Annotated in this window: 20 protein-coding genes and 1 riboswitch; of the genes, 16 read left to right on the top strand and 4 right to left on the bottom strand. The window is 48.9% G+C overall.

Annotation, left to right across the window (positions count from 1 at the left end):
* Nucleotides 1-2: 2 nt before the first annotated feature.
* Nucleotides 3-1826, bottom strand: coding sequence for a TonB-dependent receptor plug domain-containing protein (locus DPO_RS02290; RefSeq protein WP_160166881.1), 1824 nt, complete (start codon nt 1824-1826; stop codon nt 3-5).
* 452 nt (nt 1827-2278) lie between these two features.
* Complete coding sequence (locus tag DPO_RS02295) at nt 2279-4354, bottom strand: TonB-dependent receptor plug domain-containing protein (protein WP_006964023.1); 2076 nt, start codon at nt 4352-4354, stop codon at nt 2279-2281.
* Nucleotides 4355-4467: 113 nt separating this feature from the next.
* Nucleotides 4468-4658, bottom strand: a riboswitch (cobalamin riboswitch).
* Between the two features lie 478 nt (nt 4659-5136).
* Here DPO_RS02295 and DPO_RS02300 point away from each other — a divergent pair.
* The 13 genes from DPO_RS02300 (at nt 5137) to DPO_RS02365 (ending at nt 16290) form a co-directional block, all read left to right on the top strand.
* Nucleotides 5137-5895 (top strand): class I SAM-dependent methyltransferase, encoded by a 759-nt coding sequence (locus tag DPO_RS02300; RefSeq protein ID WP_006964025.1) that lies wholly within the window; start codon nt 5137-5139, stop codon nt 5893-5895.
* A 52-nt stretch (nt 5896-5947) separates the two neighbouring features.
* Nucleotides 5948-8269 carry a TonB-dependent receptor gene (locus DPO_RS02305; RefSeq protein WP_236609877.1) on the top strand — a complete coding sequence of 774 codons (2322 nt, stop codon included), beginning with the start codon at nt 5948-5950 and terminating at the stop codon, nt 8267-8269.
* A 171-nt stretch (nt 8270-8440) separates the two neighbouring features.
* A complete protein-coding gene (locus tag DPO_RS02310) occupies nt 8441-9931 on the top strand; it encodes an ABC transporter substrate-binding protein (protein WP_006964031.1) in 1491 nt (496 codons plus the stop codon).
* Nucleotides 9928-10791, top strand: coding sequence for an ATP-binding cassette domain-containing protein (locus tag DPO_RS02315; RefSeq protein ID WP_006964033.1), 864 nt, complete (start codon nt 9928-9930; stop codon nt 10789-10791). Before DPO_RS02310 ends, DPO_RS02315 begins: the two co-directional genes overlap by 4 nt.
* Nucleotides 10788-11750, top strand: a complete 963-nt coding sequence (locus DPO_RS02320) for an oligopeptide/dipeptide ABC transporter ATP-binding protein (protein WP_006964036.1) — start codon at nt 10788-10790, stop codon at nt 11748-11750. The genes DPO_RS02315 and DPO_RS02320 overlap by 4 nt, the downstream gene beginning before the upstream one ends.
* Nucleotides 11747-12685, top strand: coding sequence for an ABC transporter permease (locus tag DPO_RS02325; protein ID WP_006964038.1), 939 nt, complete (start codon nt 11747-11749; stop codon nt 12683-12685). The genes DPO_RS02320 and DPO_RS02325 overlap by 4 nt, the downstream gene beginning before the upstream one ends.
* Before the next feature lie 151 nt (nt 12686-12836).
* Nucleotides 12837-13547: an ABC transporter permease gene (locus tag DPO_RS02330; protein ID WP_006964040.1), complete on the top strand. Its 711-nt coding sequence runs from the start codon at nt 12837-12839 to the stop codon at nt 13545-13547.
* 39 nt (nt 13548-13586) lie between these two features.
* Entirely contained in the window at nt 13587-14054 is a 468-nt protein-coding gene (locus DPO_RS02335; RefSeq protein WP_006964042.1) for a DUF3842 family protein, read from the top strand.
* Nucleotides 14047-14247 (top strand): CooT family nickel-binding protein, encoded by a 201-nt coding sequence (locus tag DPO_RS24345; RefSeq protein ID WP_006964043.1) that lies wholly within the window; start codon nt 14047-14049, stop codon nt 14245-14247. Before DPO_RS02335 ends, DPO_RS24345 begins: the two co-directional genes overlap by 8 nt.
* A 229-nt stretch (nt 14248-14476) precedes the next feature.
* A complete protein-coding gene (locus DPO_RS02350; protein ID WP_006964045.1) occupies nt 14477-14704 on the top strand; it encodes a hypothetical protein in 228 nt (75 codons plus the stop codon).
* Between the two features lie 211 nt (nt 14705-14915).
* On the top strand, nt 14916-15383 hold the full coding sequence (locus tag DPO_RS02355; RefSeq protein WP_006964046.1) for a DUF3842 family protein: 468 nt from the start codon (nt 14916-14918) through the stop codon (nt 15381-15383).
* Nucleotides 15376-15606 (top strand): CooT family nickel-binding protein, encoded by a 231-nt coding sequence (locus DPO_RS02360; protein WP_006964047.1) that lies wholly within the window; start codon nt 15376-15378, stop codon nt 15604-15606. The genes DPO_RS02355 and DPO_RS02360 overlap by 8 nt, the downstream gene beginning before the upstream one ends.
* Before the next feature lie 48 nt (nt 15607-15654).
* Nucleotides 15655-16290, top strand: coding sequence for a DUF3786 domain-containing protein (locus tag DPO_RS02365; RefSeq protein WP_006964048.1), 636 nt, complete (start codon nt 15655-15657; stop codon nt 16288-16290).
* 50 nt (nt 16291-16340) lie between these two features.
* On the opposite strand, the gene DPO_RS02370 is transcribed toward DPO_RS02365, so the two are convergent.
* The gene (locus DPO_RS02370; RefSeq protein WP_006964049.1) at nt 16341-16661 is read right to left on the bottom strand and encodes a helix-turn-helix domain-containing protein; all 321 of its coding nucleotides are present in this window, start codon (nt 16659-16661) and stop codon (nt 16341-16343) included.
* On the bottom strand, nt 16661-17017 hold the full coding sequence (locus tag DPO_RS02375; protein WP_006964050.1) for a type II toxin-antitoxin system RelE/ParE family toxin: 357 nt from the start codon (nt 17015-17017) through the stop codon (nt 16661-16663). The genes DPO_RS02370 and DPO_RS02375 overlap by 1 nt, the downstream gene beginning before the upstream one ends.
* Before the next feature lie 130 nt (nt 17018-17147).
* Between DPO_RS02375 and DPO_RS24350 the strand changes: the two genes are divergently transcribed.
* From DPO_RS24350 to DPO_RS02385, 3 genes are all read left to right on the top strand, one after another.
* Nucleotides 17148-17279, top strand: a complete 132-nt coding sequence (locus DPO_RS24350) for a DUF2442 domain-containing protein (RefSeq protein ID WP_083911956.1) — start codon at nt 17148-17150, stop codon at nt 17277-17279.
* Between the two features lie 319 nt (nt 17280-17598).
* Nucleotides 17599-18126, top strand: coding sequence for a helix-turn-helix domain-containing protein (locus DPO_RS02380; RefSeq protein ID WP_006964051.1), 528 nt, complete (start codon nt 17599-17601; stop codon nt 18124-18126).
* 153 nt (nt 18127-18279) lie between these two features.
* The gene (locus DPO_RS02385; RefSeq protein ID WP_083911957.1) at nt 18280-20409 is read left to right on the top strand and encodes a TonB-dependent receptor; all 2130 of its coding nucleotides are present in this window, start codon (nt 18280-18282) and stop codon (nt 20407-20409) included.
* The last annotated feature ends 59 nt before the right edge of the window (nt 20410-20468 follow it).

The following is a 20468-nucleotide window of genomic DNA, read 5'->3' on the forward strand; positions in this document are numbered from 1 at the left end:
TTTTAAAATGAATACGTATATCCAACGATGATGTTTCTGGGAAGCCCGTGCTGGTAATATAAAAACTCACTGGGGTTGGCCACCCGGTTATAACGGGTGGCATAATCCTGATCAAAAATATTTTCGACCCGGAAGGTTACCTTATGCTGGTTTTTGCTGCCGAATTTATAAAATATCGACGCATCAGCCACGAAAAACCCCCCGTAATTGACATCGTCGAAGGAACCCAGCCCTCTTTCATAGACATCACCTGTGTATCGGGTCATCAAATCACCACCAAAACGACCGTCTGTATACCGGTAGGAAAGGTTGGCAGTGGTATAGAATTCCGGAATCCGTTCCAGTTGTTCACCGGTTTCCTTGTCTTCCGCATTCACCCAGTTCGCACTCAAATTTAAGCTGAACCCATTGAAAGGACCGATTCCGACCAGAACTTCAACTCCGTCAATGTCAGTGGTTCCATTGGCATTGATATAGGAGGATGCACCGGCGTTTGGTCCACTGGTTAAGGTGGTGGTCGTAATCATATCTTCAACATCCTGATAAAAATATCCGACCTCAGCCTTGAAAAAATTCCACTGGCCGCCCAACCCCAGATCGATGTTCTGACTTTTTTCAGGTGTCAGATCAGGGTTGCCGACAGTGCCGCCGGACTTGTAGGTCCCATACAGCTGCATCAAGGTAGGCAGGGTGAATGACGTTCCCATTGTTCCTCTTAAGTAATACGAATCCCACAGTGGGGTTCTGAAACTCAAATCCCAGATCGTGGAATCCATATCTTCATTGGTGGCTGTATAACGAATTCCGGCCGCCAGTCTGGCTTCAGGGAAAAAAGAAAGATAGGGCCTGAAACTGGCGAATCCGGCATAGGCATGGGTGCTGTCGGTTTTGGGGACATCCATGACCTCTTCTTCTCCCCAGTAGGTCTGATAGTCAACCCCGGTAATCAGTTCATGACCTGCCCCGAATGTGGTGCTGGTGCTTAAATTGACGCCGATGTCCTCATATCCCCATACGGCATCGTTACTGGCGCTTCCCCAGGCATAGCCACCATTCAGATCTAAAAACGTCACCTCTCCCCACCAGGTGTGGACATAACTTTTCAGATAATAAGAAAAATTGTCATTCACTGTATGGTCCCAGTTCAATACGACCAAATCCTCTTTCCAGTCATTGTCGGCATACCGATATTGGGGATATGGGTATTCAAACAATCCCTGCTGGGTCTGGGCCTGCATCGTCAAGACCGCTTCACCGGTCAGATCAAACAGTTTACGGTATTTTCCGCCGATGACCGTCCGGTCATACCCCACCTCTCGATCTTTTACGGCATTGCCCGCATTGGCAAAGGACTGATCATCACATACCTGGTACCCATCAGAGGCTTCATAACTTCCAAAAATCATGAATCCATGGCCATTTACCGTATCGGTGACGTATCCGTATCCTTCCCTGTAATTCATTTCTCCGTATGAAACGCCTGCTTCTCCGGTTATTTCATTCTCTACTTCTTTTGTAATAATGTTGATCACTCCGGCCCTTGCGCCAGACCCATAAAAAACACTTTCTCCGCCCTTAAGGACTTCAATACGTTCAACCTGGTGAATACTGAGGGTTGCGGACCAGTCTGACGCATAAAGCGGGTTGGTAATCCGGACCCCGTCCAGAAGCCAGAGAATGTCATCGCTTCCATGCAGGTAAGTATAGGTCCACCCACCCCTTCCCTGACGTGCCGAGGTAAAAATACCCGGAACCATTGCCTGAATTGCTTTGGTCAGGTCAACAAAACCAGCCTCCCGGATCTGTTCACCGGTTATCACTTCCACCGAGTGTCCGTACAAATCAAGATCCTGTGAGTATCTTAAAACAGACCTTTTTCCAATAACAGTAACATCTTCAATGGCCACTGATTCATCTGGCGTTGCTATATCGGAAACTCCATCCGCCCAGGTTGGGCTTGAAATAATTCCAAACAATCCGAACGAAATGATAATAAAAAACCGCTTCATAAAAACTGATTTCAACTTTTCCTCCTTTTCATCCGATTGAACAATAATCAAAAAAAAACCACGGAAGTTAGAAAAGGATACTAATCCTTTTTCAACCTTCGTGGTTTGGTTTTGAAACTATGTGCTTTTTTTTATTCCCCAAATAAGGGGAACCATTTTCTATCGGCTTCAGCCAGATAATTTTCGTGATTCATATCGGTTGGCAAGCCAATTGTCAAGAAATAATTTCATTGCAACACCATATCAAATATAATGTTTCCCATCTCCCTCTACAACCGGTATTCCACCCCCAGGTAAAATGACCGGCCCGGCATCCAGTCATCCTCGTCAGTGGAATAGAATTCGTCAAACAGGTTGTGAATAGACGCCCTTAATCGGACTTCCCTCGATTTTTCAAGCTTGAAAAGGCGCTGGCTGCAGGAGAAATCGATCACCCATGCATCTCCCACATTTTCCAGTTTTTCCTGAGCGTTAACAACACTGCTCCCGGATTCCCGGTCAACCGCATACTGGGTGCCGTAATAGGTGGCATCCAGGCTGGCGGTCAGACCGGTTTCTCGGGCCCCGAACACCAGACCGGCGGAAAGGCTGTCCCGGGAACGATCCGGAAGTTTATACCCATTGCCGTCTTCAAATACCAGGAGATGGGTCCAGTTGACATAGGGTTCCAGTTGAAAAGACCATCCCAGGGATTGGGCCAGATCCAGTTTCATCCCCAGTTCAATTCCCTGAATTTCGGCGGTATCCACATTATAGTACCAGTAGTGCTTGCCGCTGTAATGTTCGTCTGCGCTGTTGTGGGTCTCGTATCCGATCATGTCCTGGTAATCGCTGTAAAACCAGGTGGCCGATACAAACAAAGACTCCCAGTCCAGGTCAAATCCCAGATCATAGTTGTCACTTTTTTCCGGTTCCAGATCCGGGTTCCCGATAAAGGGCGTGGACATCATGACGGTATATCCCGTCAGTTGCCGGGGCAGCGGCATTTTAAACGCCGTGGCATAATTGGCCCGCACTTTGAGAAAATCTGTTGGGCTGTAAGCAACCCCAAAGGACGGATTCCAGCTGTGTTTGTCGACCTCCCTGGATACGGTCACATCCTCCTTGATCTTCCTGGCATTCACCGACACATCAAACACATCGTACCGTATTCCGGCAGACAAGGTCAGATTCCGGTTTTCCAGCAGATGGATATCACCCATCAGAAAACCGCTGATATTGTCAAAATCGCTTTGGGCAGTATTCCGGGTCGATGCACCGGCAGCGTCGCCGTCCTGGCGCTGGTCAAATTCATAGGACATCCAGTCCATGCCGGCCACGGTATTGAACCGGCCAAAGTCATGGCTGACCTGGGCCTGGGATCCCCGGAAATGGTTGGAATTCTCTGATAGCGGCAGCCGGGTGGTGCTGGATTTGGTAAACCGCTTCAGGTCGTAGTTGACCTCTCCCTGAAAATACCGGGTGAGCCAGGTGGTGGCACCGGCTTCGTTACGTCCCTTGTAAGAAAGGTCAATCGTGTGGTTGTCCCGGTCCTGGCGGGTATAGTAATAATAGGTTCTGGCCGCGTCTTCACCCTTGCCGGCATCGTTGGTGTCTGATCCCTGAATAATCAGGCCCAGGCGGTGGTTGTCATTGAAATTCCAGCCGGTATTGAAGTTGTAACGCACCCGGTCTTCCACATCACTGTTTTCATATGTATCCCCATTCCCCAGCTCATAGTCGTCCCGGGAAAAGTAGGCCATAGACCCGGCAAAATCCAGGTTCCCCGCTTTCCCGGATATACCGGCTTTATAACGCTGTTCCCCCCAGCTGCCGGCACCGGCTTCGACAAAACCTTCCGGCTTTTCTCTTCCCCGTTTGGTAATGATATTGATGACGCCGCCCATGGCTGCCGCCCCGTACTGAACCGCGCCCGGCCCCCGGATCACCTCAATCCGCTCCGTATTTTCCAAGCCGATATTTCCCAGAAAATCTGAGCCTGTGCGATGACCGTCCACCAGAACCAGGATATCGCCGGCAATATCAAACCCGTGCATGGAACTGCGGCCGCCCCGGATGACCACGCCCTCGTTGCCGTAGCCGGCTCCGCCGTCACTGTACACCTGGATTCCGGCTTTTTTCAGCAGGTCCGTCACAGAAACCGCCCCGGACTGCTCGATATCCTTTTGTGTGAAAACAGTAATGTTCTGACTGACATCTCTCAGTCTTTCCTCGGTTCTTTTGGCAGTCACGATCACGGTGTCCAGTTTATAGGACGTTTCAGCCTGTATATCCTTTGCAAAACCCTTTGTGGAAAGCAACAGCATGATCAACACCGCCATCCATTTCAGCATGATCTTCTTCATCTATCTCTCCTGTGTTTTGCGGTAATGGTCAAAAAAAAAGATCCCGGGGCCAGTCCCCGAGATCTTCCGTTTTCAAAATCTCTGTCATGCCTCTGTACAGTACCGCGCTGTGCAGAACCACCTGTTTGCAAGCAGGTCTTCCGGCTCAGGGTCATCCCCCCTCTGCGCCTTCCCATGATATCACAGTGGCTTTGAGCAGAGCGGGTCACCATTCACGGCGGCGGGACCGCAACAGAGTTTCACTGTTTTCCCTTTTCAGGTTCCAGGACCAGTCCATGGAACCACTTGCAAATTTACACTCTTCTTTATACTTGATTATCATCCATGTCAAGCGCCGCAATCAGAACTGTGGGACCGAGGTTCAAAGACAGGATCGAAAAACTCGGCTTTTTTCTGGCGTTCGTTTTTCATTCCGAAATCAAAATGAAGTATACTATACCCCATGACTTTACGGTTCTATCTCTCACCGTCACGTAGTGACCTCCTGACATAAATCACTTGACAGAAAGATGGATTTTCCATAGATTGAATCTAAATAATGTGATATCGAAATCACATTTTGCTGAACCTGTTAGAGCCTGACAAATTCATTACGGCCAAGAAGGTCGGACAGGCAAAGGTTCAGTATGAATTCTGCAAAATGCTTAGACAGCCGTAAGTTTCACTGCTCTCGGCATCCATAACAAAAAGGACCACGAAGGTTCTGGCGATTACCGCATGCCACCCTTCGTGGTTTTTTTATGGCATGCCCTAAAGTACAGTTGAGACAGGAGGAATAATCCATGGCTGCCTGTGACAGCGACAGACTGAAAAGCAGAGTCGAAAAATACTGGAACTGGCGAAGTGCCAGTTACGAACTGGATCTGGCCAAATCCATCGAGACAGCAAATAACTGGGAATCCACCATCAATGGCCTGGTGTCCCATTTCCGGGGGAAAGGCCTTCGGGCACTTGACGTAGGGACAGGTCCGGGACAGTTGGCCTTCTACCTGGCACAGGCAGGATTTGATGTGACAGGGATCGATATTTCCCCGGGCATGATCGAACGGGCCGCCCTGAAAGCCAAAGAATTAGGACTGTGTGTGGACTTCAGGACCGGTGATGCGGAAAAACTTCCCTTTGAAGACAATGCTTTTGACGTAGTTGTCACCCGGAATCTTGTCTGGACCCTTCCAAATCCCGAGGCCGCCGTTACGGAATGGCACAGGGTTTTGAAGCCAGGGGGCCGTATCATTATTTCCGACGGCTACTGGCGCAATACCACATGGCCCGGAATCCACCATCTGGTAATAAAAACTGTAACAAGTTTTTTTAAAACCCGCAGTCTGATTTCATGCCGTTTCTTTTCCCACTATGCCTCGCTGATCGGTTCTCTTCCCCTGTATGAAGGAGTGACCCTGAAAGATGTCGGTCAATTGATGAAAAAGGCAGGATTCCAGCAGGTTCTTTCCTGTGACATCCCCAGGCATTTCGGGGTGAACCCTTATGGGGCCGGCACAAAGTCATCGCCCCTGTTTTTTATTGTTTACGGGAATAAATAAACCTTCCTGATATATGAACCTATTCTTTCGAACAGATCAACCAAAGGAAAAAATGATGAAACATGTAAACATGTTCTTTTATTTAGTTGTGACTTCCATTTTATTGAGTTTCTCGTCATGGGCCTCAGATGAAACAACAAAGGCCCAAGGTCAGGAATATACCACATCCGGGAAAAGTGTGGAACTTGAAACCGTTACGGTCATTGCCACAAAAACCCCCAAAGCCCCCCTGGATTCACCGGCTTCCGTTTCCGTTATTCCGGAAGATGACATTTCTGCATTCAACTCGGAACACCCTTTCAAACCCCTGTTCCGGACCGAAGGGATATACCCCCGTCAATACAGGGGTCTTGCCGATTACTGGTCCCGTCCAATGATCCGTGGAAACAAGGCACTGGTCATGGTTGACGGGCTCAACTGGTATGATTTCGGCCACTATTACCACACCGGGGCCATCCCCATGGAAGATGTTGAAAGGATCGAGGTGGTCCGGGGGCCCTATTCCGCTCTTTACGGCACCCTTGCCCAGACCGGTGTCATCAATTATGTCACGAAGATCCCTTATGACATGGATGCCAAAGCATCTTTTAGTTATGGCAGCGATGACACCCAGTATTACAGTGCACGCCTTGCAGACCGCCCTTTTGGTGCTTCGAAAGATTCTGAAAATATTTCCTGGGCAGATAAAACCCTTGGGGACAAATTCTTCTATTCCATGAGTTTCAAATACCGGACCACGGATGGTTATGAAACTAATCCTTATTATGTGACCCCATCCACCAGCAAACTTGTGACCGGCACCCTGGATCCGTCCATTCCGTTTGCAGCCGGCGTGGCTAAGGATATCGACCCGAAAACCGGTGCTACCCGGTATATGGTCGGCACCAATGGAGAAAACTGGTATGAGGATTACGGAGCGTTTTTAAAAACCGGATACGAATTCTCAGATTATTCCAAGATCTGGTACAGCTTTAACACCAGCCAGTTTGAGTATGGATGGCGGGGCGGTAAAAGCTTTCTTGTCGATACCGATGGAAACCCCATCACAGCCGGGGATTATTATCTTCAGGGCGGTTCAGACACCTACCTGTATGCACTGGGCGACACCACTTTCTCTGTAAGCACCTATCAGAAAGAATCCAATGCACATACCCTTCATTACGATCACTCTGTGCCGGATAAAGTGGATGTGACCGCATTATTGGGCTTTAACGACAAGGAAACACAGATCCATTCATTTTCCGGAGCCACCACCCAGGTACAGGACAATGATCTTTTGCAGGCAGACCTTTCCGCCACATTTCACTTGATAGACAACCGGTTTCTTTTGACCATGGGCACTCAAGGGGTGAAAGAAACGGCCACTGACACCACGTACAACCTGTCCGGAGCCAATGATCTGGATAGTTGGACCTCCGTTAAGACTCGAGGTTCAGGGGAAAGCCTGACCTGGGGGACCTACATCCAGGCCGAATATACCCCCATTGAATCAACGACTCTTTATCTCGGGGGGCGGTATGATCATTGGTGGGCTACGGATACAGAGTATTCTGATATTCAGGGAAATCCTTCGGTTAACGATGATGTGGATGACGGCGAGTTCAGCCCCAAAGCTTCCGTGGTTTACCGCTTGACGGACAATGGCGTTCTGCGGGCTTCCTATGGACAATCATTCACTGCGCCTTCACTGGCTTATCGGATTTCTCCCTATTCATTCACCATGGGCGGAGAAACAACATATGGCACAGGAAACCCGGACCTGAAACCCTTTACAAACACATCCTGGGAACTGGGTACGGAGTGGGAACTGCTCGAAAAACGGCTACGCGTCAAAGCCACCTATTTCCAGAATGAGTATGATGACGTCATAGCAAGAATCTGGAAAAACGAGATTATCGACGGCATATCGCAAAATGTCAGAAAATACCATAACGTGGGAAAAGCGGAAGTCAACGGCATCGAGGCGGCTTTGGAAGCGATCCTGCCCTGGAACCTGAGAGGCGGAATTCATTATACCCATAACTGGTCTGAATATTACGATACTGATCCTGCGTACGGCAGAGAAGGCTGGGAAGTGGAAGAGGTGCCATCGGATATTGTCAATCTTTGGTTGGGATATTTTACCGATTTCCTGGATGCCTCTGTCAACCTCAGGTACTCTGACAATGTCTGGGATGACCGGCGCGACCCATACGCAAGCGATGCGTTCAATGACTACACAGACTCCTTTGTCGTGGACACCCAGGTAACGGTCAGGCCCGGTAAAAAATTGGCTTTGACTCTGTCTGTGGACAACCTGCTGGATGAAGAATACTATGAATACTACCAGATGCCCGGCAGGACCATACTCGCTACGGTATCACTTTCCCTTTAGGCCATATTTTTGAAATTTTACATAATACCCCCATTTGGTGAAAGGCCGGGCAGAACCTGTTTCTGTCCGGCCCTCAATTCGTCTGATTCTGATCTGGTGTGGAAAAAATTTCTAAACTCATTGGCTCCACTTCTGATCGCAACAATCCTGGCCTCATTGTTCAGCCCGGCAATGGCGGAAACAGATCGGATCACCATAGCCAAACCCTTTGGTCCGTCCGTCAAACATCCGGATCCGGCCCAGGGGTCCAATGGCTGGTATCTGACTGAAGCGGGTGTGATTGAAACACTGTTCGCCCTGAACATGGATCAGCAACTGATGCCAGTGCTGGCACACTCCGCCGATCAACTGAGCCCATTAATGTGGGAAATCACCCTCAAAAAGAACGTCCTTTTTCATGACATGACCCCCATGGATGCACAGTCCGTCAAATCTTCCTTTGACAGACTTCTCAAACCTTCCAGCCCCGTGTTCAACAAACAGCTTACAACCCTTCTGAATCTTGCTTCAATTGAAAAAAATGAGGCGGCACAGACTTTGATCTTTAAAACCCGTACACCGGATGCCGGATTTCTTTTCAAACTGACCGCCCCTGGTACCGGTATATCCCGGCCGGCCGGGATATACGGCCATATTTCAGGAACCGGTCCCTTTGTTCTTGAACAGGTCGACCCGGGAGAGGGAATGGCAGTGTCTCGATTTGAGGCATACTGGGGAAAAAGACCCGGTCTTTCCGGTGCAGATTTGAAAATCATCAAAAATCCGTCTACCCGAATGCTGGCATTTGAATCCGGTCAGGTGGATATTGCCATGAATTTTCCTGAAATCGATGCCCTTCGAAACATGAATCATCCCCAACATGCGATTATTCAGACGCATCCCACCAACCGGATTTGTTTTCTTTTGGTCCGTATCAAAGACGGCCCGCTGAAAGACCTTCGTATTCGAAAAGCTGTCAATCTGGCCATAAACCGGCAGGCGCTTGTAGATGCCGTTCTTTTTGGTGTCGGCGGTCAACCCGGTGCATCGATTTTCCCGGCCGTCCTTCCCTGGCACCATCCTGATTTGATACCCCAGGAATATAATCCAGAAAAAGCGGTTATTCTTCTGAAGGAGGCTGGTGCCCGGGACACGGATCAGGATGGTATCTTCGAGTTAAACGGATCCCCACTGATTCTGAAAATATGGACGTATGAGGGACGGGCCGCCCTCAAACCCACCCTCGAGCTGATTGCGGCCCAGCTCAAGGCAGTCGGTATCGGTACCCGCCTCAAAATCACCCGAAACGCTTCCCCCATCAACCAGTCGATGGACAAAGGGCAGGTCCACCTGAATCTGCAAATGTGGAATGCTGCACCCCAAGGAGAACCCGACGATTTCATTTCAAAGGTGTTGACATCTAACGGAAGATCGAATCACATGGGGTTTGTCAACCCGGAACTGGACCGTCTTGCGGCAATCGGAAGGGCCACTTTTGATATGGATCAAAGAAAACAGATTTATAACCGGATACAGGAAATTGTTCACGAAGATCTCCCACTGATCGTGCTTTTCCACAAATCCATTGTGGTAGCCAGGGGCAGCCATGTAAAAGGATTTCGGCTCCATCCAGCGGAAAAAATGCTGCTTACTCCGGACCTGTACATCAAGGCTGAACCATGAGTATAACAAAGGAAAATTTCACAACCAGAAACAAACCAAAGCATTCGTTCCTGCCGCATCTTCAGGTGAAAGAACTCAGCCTTTATCAACCTGACAACTCGGGCTGGAACAAGGTGCTGGACCGGATCAGTATAAACGTAACGCAGGGTCAGAAACTCGGCTTGATCGGAAGATCCGGATCAGGAAAAACCATGCTGGCTAGAACGATTATCCGATTGGAGACACCGGGAATCATCCGTTCCGGCCAGATCCTTTTCAAAAACAGTGATCTGGTAAAATTGGGTGAAAAAGAAATGAACAACATACGGGGACACCGTATTGCCATGGCTTTTCAGGATCCACTGGCAGCCATGGATCCGGTTTTTACCATGGAGTCTCAGTTTCAGGAAGTGCTTTCATCTGTCCGCCGTTTAACCCGGTCATCCAGCAACAACCATCTCCAGCAGCTGAACATGGCAGCTGTTTGGGACATGCTTGCTTCAGTGGGGGTGACCTCTCCCGAAATCCAGTGTAGAAAATACCCCCACCAATGGAGCCTTGGGATGCTCCAGCGTGCACAAGTCATCATGGTCTTTTTGCCGGCACCGGAAATCGTAATCCTGGATGAGGTCACATCGTCACTGGATCCCACCATCCGCCTTCAAATCCTGGAACTGATCCGTTTTCTGGCCTGGAAAAATCAAACCAGTCTCATTTTCATCTCCCACGACCTGCATACCGTTGCACATATTTGCGACACCCTGGCGGTCATGGACCAGGGATGTGTCATAGAGTCCGGAACCGTTAAGGAGATGGCAGAACGTCCGTCCCATTCCCTGACCCGAAAAATTTTCCAGGCTGCCTTTGGAGGAAACCGGTGACCCGGCCCCTTCTCAGCGTTCAGCGTCTTGGCAATTCATTTACCCAAAAGCACGGGTGGCTGTTAAAAAAGAGAGTGGAAATCCTCAAAAATATCTGTTTTGACATGACCGCCGGAGATATTTTCTGCCTGATCGGAGAAAGTGGTTCCGGCAAGTCCACTCTCATCAACTGTATTATGGGCCTCAATCGAATTCAAACAGGTGCGATCTATTTTAAAGGTGCTTTGGCATGTAATCCAAATGGACCCGATGCCCCTGGATTCAAACAACTCAGAGATCTGACTCAACTGGTTTTTCAGAGTCCTGCCGCTGCCTTGAGCCCCCATATGACGTTGAAACAGTCCATAGAAGAAGCCCTGCTTACATTTCCTGCTGAACAGCGGAGATCAATTGCTATGGAAAAAGCCGCCATGGCGGATCTTGACACCAATATGTTGGCCCGGTATCCCTTTCAGGTATCAGGGGGCCAAAAGCAAAGGATCTGCATTGCCAGAGCCCTTTGCAGCAATCCGGAGCTGATTGTTCTAGACGAACCTTTGGCTTCCCTGGATTTACTGTCAAAGCATCGGATTGCCGATCTTCTTATCAACCTCAATCAAAAAGAGAAAATCTCACTTTTTATGGTCAGTCACGACCTTGCCATTGTCAAGCGGATGGCCACAAAAATTACGGTCATTTATATGGGCTGCATCATGGAAAGCGCCCCGGCTGAAATTTTTTTTGCCGGTCCCTGTCATCCCTATTCCAGGGTGCTTCTATCCAGCGCCCTGGAACCCTGGTTGTGGCCGGCTTCTCGAGTAAAGCCTGTGGGCGAGATTCCTTTTTTTAATGCACGTCCCAATGGCTGCCCCTTTCATCCGAGATGTCCGGAAAAAAAAAGAAGGTGCACGGTAGAATTCCCGGAACCGGTTGAGCCCGGCCGGAATCATCTGGTATTCTGCCACGGAGTGTCACCATGAGACCCTCTATCTTGAAAAGAACCGCTTCTTCACTGGCTGTAGTTCTCGGAGTGACCTTCATTACCTTTGCCCTGATGCAACTGGCCCCCGGAGATGCGGCCCTTGAAATCGCCATTGCCCGCCATGGCAGCCAGTCAGAGGTGGATCAGGCTACGATCGACTGGATCATTGAATCGGAGGGGTTGGACAAACCGCTTTGGCAGCAGTACCGGATATGGCTGGGTAATGTGATGCAACTGGATCTTGGACGGTCTCTGGTGGATGAAACGCCTGTCATGGAACTGATCTGGCTCAGGTTCACAAGAACCCTGGAACTGACCATAGCAGCCATGACAGTTGCAATGGCCGCGGCTTTTCCTCTTGGATTTTTATCAGGCATCCGTGCAGGCACCTGGGTTGACACACTGTGCACTTCCATTGCGGTCATGGGTATTTCCATTCCCAATTACTGGCTGGGGCTGCTGCTGATCAATTTTTTCTGCATCACGTTTCAGTTGCTGCCCAGCTTTGGCAGGGGAGATTTTCTCCACCTGATATTACCATCTCTGACGTTGGGAACGGCTATTACCGCATATACAGCAAAAGTGCTTCGGGCGGCGGTCATCCGGGAAAAATCCAGCCTGTACCTGATGGCCCTCAAAGCCCGGGGGATTTCAGCAAAACGAACCCATGCCCGGCATATTTTGAAAAATTCCATGATACCCGTAATCACCGTGGTGGGACTTGAATTTGCAATGATTCTGGAAGGGGCTGTGATCACTGAGACCATTTTTGGATGGCCCGGTCTGGGAGATCTCCTGGTCACAGCAGTAAGCAATCGGGATTACCCTTTGATTCAAGGTATTGTGATATTTACAGCACTCCTTTTTGTGGCGGTCAACACGGTGGTGGATATCATTTACGCGCAACTGGATCCAAGAATCAGACAACCTTGACATTTATCAAAGATACTTTTTTATGACACTTCCAGTGAAATCATCCAGACCAGATATTAAACGGTGGGCATCATCTCTTCTGGTTGTTCTTTTTTTGCTCATACCCGCTATAGGATCCTGGATACCCCCCCACGACCCTCTTCATACCGACATGACCAAAAGACTGGCCAAACCCAGCCTTAGCCATCCATTCGGCAATGACAGCCTTGGCCGCTGCCTTTTTTCCAGGGTCATTGCCGGCGCCCGTTATTCACTGGGATCAGGACTCATTGTGGTGGTAGTTTCATCGGTTGTCGGTGTGTGCATCGGCCTGTTTTCCGGCTATTTCGGTGGTCTTATCGATGAATTGTTCATGCGGGTCACCGATGTTTTCTTTGCTTTTCCCGATATCGTGCTGGCCATGGCACTTGCCGGCATCATGGGGCCTGGAACGACGACCATGATCTTCGCACTGAGCACAACTACCTGGATGCGATATGCACGGGTTGTTCGGGCAATTGCTTTGAAAACCAAACAACGAGACTATGTGAAGGCGGCAAAACTTTTCCAGGTATCAGGCATTCGCATCATTTTCCACCATATCCTTCCGCCTGCCATACCAGCTGTCTGGGCAATGATTACCCTTGGCATGGCCAAGGCTATTCTGGCAGTTTCTGCTTTAGGTTTTCTCGGATTCGGTGTTTCTCCGCCCTCCCCGGAATGGGGAACTCTTCTTTTGGACGGGAAAGACTATATTCTCAGCGCTCCCCATATGGCTTTTTTCCCTGGTATGGTGATCTTTGTCACTGTTTTTACACTGAACATTCTCGGGGACCGTCTGGCGCAATCCCGATTATTCATGACCGAACGATATGATTCTTGAACAATTGGGCAATAGGGTTGATAATCAGGAACTATTTACATGACAACCGGCATTGGAAATCAGCAGATGAATGAAGCTCCCCAAAAAACCATATGTATCATTGACGGCCACGGCGGGGGGATCGGTGCCGCCATCATCAAGTATATCCGCCAGTTCCATGAAAATCGTTTCAAACTGGTGGCGCTGGGAACCAATGCCATTGCCACTGCCGGTATGCTCAAGGCCGGCGCCCACAACGGTGCTTCCGGAGAAAACGCCCTGATACGCAACGTTGAAACCGCAGATCTCATCATCGGTCCCATATCCATTACCTGGCCCAATGCCAGCCTCGGAGAGATCACCCCCCGGATGGCCGGGGCCATCATGGAAAGTCCGGCACCCAAAATTCTGATGCCCCTTCACCGGGAAAATGTGCACCTGATGCATTTTTCCGATAAAGAACCCCTGCCTCACCAGGCCATGGCCCTTGCAGAAACAAAAATAATGGAGGTACTGCACCATGTGTGAAGCAAGCGCATATCTGATCAAGGATGGAAAAGAAACCCTGGTCCTGGAATCGGTGGATATCGTTGCACCTTTAGATGAGGGCGGCGAGGAGCATTCCGCCCCAGTATACGCGGCCTTATGCGGCTTGAATTCATCAACAAAACTTGATATACAAAAGATGAATAGAATGAATGCGATAAAAGGTGGATGGTGATAGGATTTAAAATTATAGGAAACATAAGCAACATAGAAACAATTGCCACTGGCAGAGGAGTTTACATTCGAAATTACCTTGAGCGTACATATGGTAAGGGGCATTGGCGAAAAATGAAGGGTTTGGCAATTGTTCGACTCGTAGACGAAACAAAATGCAATGCCGAAATACATTGGTATGAAGCACACGGTATTGGACGAAAGGATTTCAAAATAAAGAGGTACCTATAATGAATGATTTTGTAATATGTATTGATAATAAAAACAATCCAGCAAGCTTGATTTTAGGCAAAGTATACAGAAAGTTACCCGATAAAGATGCAGCGTCACACAACATGCTTCGAATTATTGATGAAGACAAATCAGAATCTGATGGATACCTCTATGCGGCATCAATGTTTGCACCTGTCAAACTGCCTAAAATAGCTGAGCAGGTCTTGATAGCTGCGAATCAATAATAAGAAAACCGAAATACCAGGCTGTCCAGATATTCTTGGTCTTTTTTTGTTATATAAATACGTACAGTCTGTGAACGCAGCACATAACCTAAAAATAACCCATCAGGCTCTGGAAGCCGAAAACCCTGAAGCGGGTTGCAGGCATCTTTAACCATCTGAAGGAGGAATACCATGAAACGGTGTTACATCCGCTTCACCAGGAACTGGCCGCATGACAACAAACGGCGGAATCCAGCAGATGATTGAAGAACCCAGAAAAACAATATGTATCATTGACGGCCACGGCGGGGGGATCGGTGCCGCCATCATCAAGTATATCCGCCAGTTCCATGAAAATCGTTTCAAACTGGTGGCGCTGGGAACCAATGCCATTGCCACTGCCGGTATGCTCAAGGCCGGTGCCCACAACGGTGCATCCGGAGAAAACGCCCTGATACGGAACGTTGAAACCGCGGATCTCATCATCGGACCCATTTCCATTACCTGGCCCAATGCCAGCCTGGGAGAGATCACCCCCCGGATGGCCGGGGCCGTTATGGAGAGTCCGGCACCCAAGATTCTGCTGCCCCTTCACCGGGAAAACGTGCACCTGATGCATTTTTCCGACAAGGAACCCCTGCCCCACCAGGCCATGGCCATTGCAGAAACAAAAATTATGGAGGTATTGCATCATGTGTGAAGCAAGCGCATATCTGATCCAGGATGGAAAAGAAACCCTGGTCCTGGAATCGGTGGATATCGTCGAACCCCTGGATGAGGGCGGTTTTATGCTCAGAAACATTTTCGGAGATCAGGCCATCATCAATGCCCGGATTCACAAAATGGAACTGGTGAATCACCGGATTCTTTTTTCTGAAACGGAAACTGACATCACGGATATGGTCAACCGATCATCAACATGATAATATTTTTTTTATTCATATTGATAAAACAAAGGACTTTCACTGTTCATGATATCCAAGGCACCGGTTTTTGAAAAAATCTACCAGGACTATCTGGCCCGGGTGGCCGGCCTGGACCTGACGGGAAAACAGGATCTGCTGGGAATCGAGGTGGATGGTCAAACCATCAACATTCCTTTTTTCAATACCACCTGTTCAGTCTCTCCCGAAAATATTGTGGATCACAGGGGGATCCGCCCCCCGCATTCCGTGTGTGTCATTCTGTGCCAGTACCTGCTGCTGAGCCCGGACAGGGCCGAGGATGACACACATCTGGTGACATACCGGGATTTCAGGGATGCGGCCCCTTATGTGCAGGGCTTTGACAATACGGCCCAAAAACCGGTGTCAAAGGCTTTTTCCGGCCGGATCGCTGAACTGGAGGCCGGGTGCCGCCACCTGGGGGGAACCCCCTGTGACATCGGGATCTCCTGTGATCTGTCTTATATGTTCGAAGCCCTTCCCAGGGTAAGGATCTACCTGGTGTTCAACGATGCGGACGAGGATTTCCCGGCGGACTGCTCCCTGCTGTTTGAAAAACAGGCGGCCCGGTACCTTGACATGGAATGCCTGGCCATGATCGGCATGGTGCTGGCACAAAGGCTGGCCGGAAAAGACAATCCGGATATGGCCAGGCTGGCCTGATCCTGATCGATCCTGATTGCTGCAGCATAGCTGCTTCAAACAGCAAAATTTCAGGCGAATGATACCTGTGTCTGTCCTTTCGAAAAATCCTGATGGGTTTTGCTGACAACAATATCCACATCGCTGCCAAGAGAATTCAGGCATGCAATCATTTTTGCCTCACTTATCCCCCGGAAACTGCCGCGTAACAGCTGAGATAATTTAGGCTGCGGCATTCCAAGAATTTCCGCAGCCTGTTGTTGCGTCAGATTACGCTGCTTAATGATTTCACCTATTTTTGATGCCAGACAAGCTTTCACATACATGGTCTGCGCATCAGCCATCTGAAGATCCATGTAAACGTTTCCACTGCCTTTTTTAACAGTATTCATTATAACCCTCCACAACTTGCTTCTACAAATCTCAACCGGGATTCTATCACTTCAATGTCACGTTTAGGCGTTGATATGCCTTGATGTGATTTCTTTTGAAAACAATGAATTACATAAACTGCATTACTGTAGCGAATTGTATAGACTGCCCGATACGTATTTCCCTTATAGTTTTCCACCACTTCCAATACACTGGTGCCTCCAAATCCTTTCAGAGGCCTGGCATCAGGATGCTTGGCCCCTGATTGGGCGAGATGTAACGCAAATCCAAAAATATCCTGCACATCCCCCGGCATTTTCATCAGGTCTTTTTTGCTGGAACCAACCCAATGAATTTCTTTCATTGTTTCAGCCATGACATGATTATATCCATATGGATATAAAAGTCAAATACATAACCGAAATCTGACATGGAGTGCCTGCCCATGATCGCCATGGTGCTGGCGGAAGGGCTGGGCGGAAAAACCAACCCGGAGATGGCCATGCTTGGCTGATATTACATTTCCACTAAAGAGCAAGAACTTCTTTAAACAAGGCAAAATAGAAGGCGGAACAATCGCTTGGCCAAATGGTGCCGATATTTCACCTGAAACATTATACGAAAAATTAAGTCGCTAACAACTATAAGGACGGGATATCTGTATCGACAATAATCATATTAACTGACAATCCACTCCGTATCCCTGGCATTACGAACCCATTGGATGCTGTCCTTCATTTCCTTTCGGCCTTCCCAGATTCCAATAAATTGATCACTCGCAATTTTATTTCTGACTGCCTTTTTCACCGGTCGGTCTATTTTATATATGCAAGGAATCCCATGGCATCAAAGATAGACCCTGGTGACTTCTTCTGTATTCACACGGTTCATGAAAATCAAAAATTTTTTCAATAATATAATTGACATATTGATTATTATATTTTACAAGACCCGTCCATGAAGCAAAAACAGAATTTTGATTTTTCCTTTGTTAAAAACCTCCGCATGAAGCGGGGAATGACGGCTGAAACACTGGCACATGAAGCCGGTGTCACCCGGGCAACCATTGCCAAGCTGGAATCGGGCAAGGGCAACCCCACCATTGAAACGCTGAGCGCTTTGGGAAAGGTGTTTCAGATGGGGGCAAGCCAACTGGTCGAAATGGCTGAAACCGGAAAATCTGAAACCGGGCAGAAAGCCACTTACAATAAAGACGGCTTTCATGGTATCCGGATGAATTTCTCGGGTTTTGAACTGTTTCACCTTGAAGCACCCCGGGGAAGCCGGGCAGTGTCTGTTCCGGATCTCCATGACAATACGGCAGAAATCTGCATGGTCATTTCAGGCCGGGTAAAGATAACCGTCCTGGAAGACACGCGGATTCTCAAACCCGGAGAGGCGATCCGGTTCAAAGCCATCCACGATCATGAACTGGAAGCTTTGGAAGATACAACCCTGCTGTTGATCCATCATTTGCTCATATGATACGGATCTGATTTCTCAAAACGGATCCGGTCCTCAAAACTGCGGCCACGAAGGCCTTGACCCTGAAGCGGTAAAGGTTTTTTGCGGCCTTTTTTTGTAGTGGCCTGGATTGTTGAAAATTGTTGAAAATAATCATGGTGCGAAAGGAGAAAGATGATGAACATGGTAAAGAAAATATTGATTCTGGCCTGTCTGTTTCTTGCCTGGACAGGCAGCATAAGAGCTGAAGGAGAAAATACGAAAAATACTGATATAACGGAGCTAGAACCTTTGGTTGTATTTGGCCGGAAAACCAATGAGGTCCGGGAAATGGCAATAATTGGTGTCAAAGAACTTCAAACCCCTCTGTCCAGTGGAAATCTCCTTGACCTTTTAAAGAATCAGGCAGGCCTCCAGGTCCGACGTCAGAGTCAGTCGGGAACCGGGTCTGATGCGTTGAGAATTCGAGGATTTAACGAAACCCGTCTGAGTATCCGCCGGGACGGAATTCCTCTGAACCGGGACGGCTCCTATGGAAACGGACCCGTAGATTGGGGATCACTATCCGCCCAATCCCTGGAATCCATAGAAATTTTCAAGGGGGCCTGCCCGGCCAAATACGGCAACACCCTGGGAGGTGTGGTCAATCTGGTCACCCGGCAGCCCGTGACAGACCCTTTTACCCAGGTTAATTTTTCCATGGGCAGCCTTTCCTCGCTGGATACCGGTTTCTCCCATTCATGGAAAAAAGGGATCTGGGGATGGAGCCTGTCCGCAGGACATTATGAAACCGATGGGTATTTGAGAAACAACCATATGGACAGGGACAGGGGATCTGGAAAGCTTTCCGTGGATTTGCCAGGAAACTGGGAAATCGGCGCGGGATTTGATTATTCCGCTTCAGAGAACGGCAACCCTGTATACAATAGAACCGACAGCCCGTATTATGATCCCTCATACCCTCTGGCAGATGAAAGGGAACTTCGGGGTCCCGGCATCAGCGCCCGGCTTCTCAACGGGGTTCTTGCCTGGGGAGATGAATCCTACACCGAGGATGAAAACACCAGCCTGACCGCCCGCATCGCGCACAAGACCCGGACCGGCAATTTCAGGTTGGAAGGCCGTCTTTGGAACCAGACCGCCACGGAAACCTATTATGATGCAGCAGACAAGAATAAAATAATTTATAAAAGGGAAACCGATGCAGAGGACAACAACTGGCTGTTGAACACCTCATACTCCAGGATCATGGGAGATCATCTGATTGAACTGGGCGGAGAAACCCGCCGTTACGGCTGGGGGAATCAGCGGGTTTCCTACATTGATGAATCCAGGTTTAATGGATCCATCAACTTCATGACCTTTATCAAAGAAGGGTTCAAGGGCCAGGATGATATCATGGAGTACCATGCTGTTTATGCTCAGGACACCTGGCAGATCAGGCCGGATATAAGTCTGGAGTTTGGGATACGTCAGAATTGGTTCAAGGCAGGTTCCGTTGATCCGGAGGCCTTCGGGTTTTCCTGGAGTGCCGATGTCACCAGTCTGAACGAATCCCATACCGATCCCAGGATCGGCATTGTCTACTCTCCCACGGACACCACAGAAATTACGGCAAGATGGGGCATCGCCCACCGGTATCCCACCTCTCCCGAGTATTTCTGGTGGTACCTTAACAATGCATCCAGTTATTTCAACACCTCTTTTAATCCGGAAAAAGCCGTCCAGTATGAATTGGGACTGGACCAGACCCTTGGGCAATCCCTTGAACTCTTCATCCGGGGCTATTACTATGATATTGAAGATTACATTTCTTCGACCACCGTCCCCGGCGTCGGGTCTGTGTACTACAACATCGGCCAGGTAGAAATCAAAGGAGTGGAGGCAGGTTTCAGCTTTTCTCTTCCTATGAATCTTAGGCTCTGGGCCAATGCCACCTGGCAGGAGGGGGATAAATCGGATGATCCCTGGGATACGAAAAATGCCCTTTCCAAACAGTTGCCAGATCTGCCCGAGACCATGTTTAATGCCGGGATTGATTTTGACGACAAGGGGCCTTTTTCAGCCCGGATCTGGGTGAACCATGTGGATGAGCGGGAGCATTTATCCGGAAATTCTCTCATGGTCCTGGATGCGTATACCCTGGTCAATATGTCAGGCCGGTACAAGATTTATAAAGGCCCCAAACTGAGCGCCGAAATTGAGGCCACAGCGGAAAACATTCTGGATGAGAACTACCAGGAAAGAGAGGGCTATCCAATGGCCGGGACCACGGTAATGGCCGGTATGCGGTTTACCTTTTAGTGCCTTACTCCTCAGCTTCTGTGAAAAAAACAAGAAACTGAGGAGGGGCATTTGGGTTG

Source organism: Desulfotignum phosphitoxidans DSM 13687, from assembly GCF_000350545.1.
In the GTDB taxonomy this organism is placed as follows: domain Bacteria; phylum Desulfobacterota; class Desulfobacteria; order Desulfobacterales; family Desulfobacteraceae; genus Desulfotignum; species Desulfotignum phosphitoxidans.

Excerpts from the sequence above, each read along its gene's own strand:
- DPO_RS02295 (WP_006964023.1), bottom strand. The coding sequence starts at position 4,354 with ATGAAGAAGATCATGCTGAAATGGATGGCGGTGTTGATCATGCTGTTG.
- DPO_RS02300 (WP_006964025.1), top strand. The coding sequence starts at position 5,137 with ATGGCTGCCTGTGACAGCGACAGACTGAAAAGCAGAGTCGAAAAATAC.
- DPO_RS02305 (WP_236609877.1), top strand. The coding sequence starts at position 5,948 with ATGATGAAACATGTAAACATGTTCTTTTATTTAGTTGTGACTTCCATT.
- DPO_RS02310 (WP_006964031.1), top strand. The coding sequence starts at position 8,441 with ATGGCGGAAACAGATCGGATCACCATAGCCAAACCCTTTGGTCCGTCC.
- DPO_RS02315 (WP_006964033.1), top strand. The coding sequence starts at position 9,928 with ATGAGTATAACAAAGGAAAATTTCACAACCAGAAACAAACCAAAGCAT.
- DPO_RS02325 (WP_006964038.1), top strand. The coding sequence starts at position 11,747 with ATGAGACCCTCTATCTTGAAAAGAACCGCTTCTTCACTGGCTGTAGTT.
- DPO_RS02330 (WP_006964040.1), top strand. The coding sequence starts at position 12,837 with ATGACCAAAAGACTGGCCAAACCCAGCCTTAGCCATCCATTCGGCAAT.
- DPO_RS02335 (WP_006964042.1), top strand. The coding sequence starts at position 13,587 with ATGACAACCGGCATTGGAAATCAGCAGATGAATGAAGCTCCCCAAAAA.
- DPO_RS24345 (WP_006964043.1), top strand. The coding sequence starts at position 14,047 with ATGTGTGAAGCAAGCGCATATCTGATCAAGGATGGAAAAGAAACCCTG.
- DPO_RS02350 (WP_006964045.1), top strand. The coding sequence starts at position 14,477 with ATGAATGATTTTGTAATATGTATTGATAATAAAAACAATCCAGCAAGC.
- DPO_RS02355 (WP_006964046.1), top strand. The coding sequence starts at position 14,916 with ATGACAACAAACGGCGGAATCCAGCAGATGATTGAAGAACCCAGAAAA.
- DPO_RS02360 (WP_006964047.1), top strand. The coding sequence starts at position 15,376 with ATGTGTGAAGCAAGCGCATATCTGATCCAGGATGGAAAAGAAACCCTG.
- DPO_RS02365 (WP_006964048.1), top strand. The coding sequence starts at position 15,655 with ATGATATCCAAGGCACCGGTTTTTGAAAAAATCTACCAGGACTATCTG.
- DPO_RS02370 (WP_006964049.1), bottom strand. The coding sequence starts at position 16,661 with ATGAATACTGTTAAAAAAGGCAGTGGAAACGTTTACATGGATCTTCAG.
- DPO_RS02375 (WP_006964050.1), bottom strand. The coding sequence starts at position 17,017 with ATGGCTGAAACAATGAAAGAAATTCATTGGGTTGGTTCCAGCAAAAAA.
- DPO_RS02380 (WP_006964051.1), top strand. The coding sequence starts at position 17,599 with ATGAAGCAAAAACAGAATTTTGATTTTTCCTTTGTTAAAAACCTCCGC.
- DPO_RS02385 (WP_083911957.1), top strand. The coding sequence starts at position 18,280 with ATGATGAACATGGTAAAGAAAATATTGATTCTGGCCTGTCTGTTTCTT.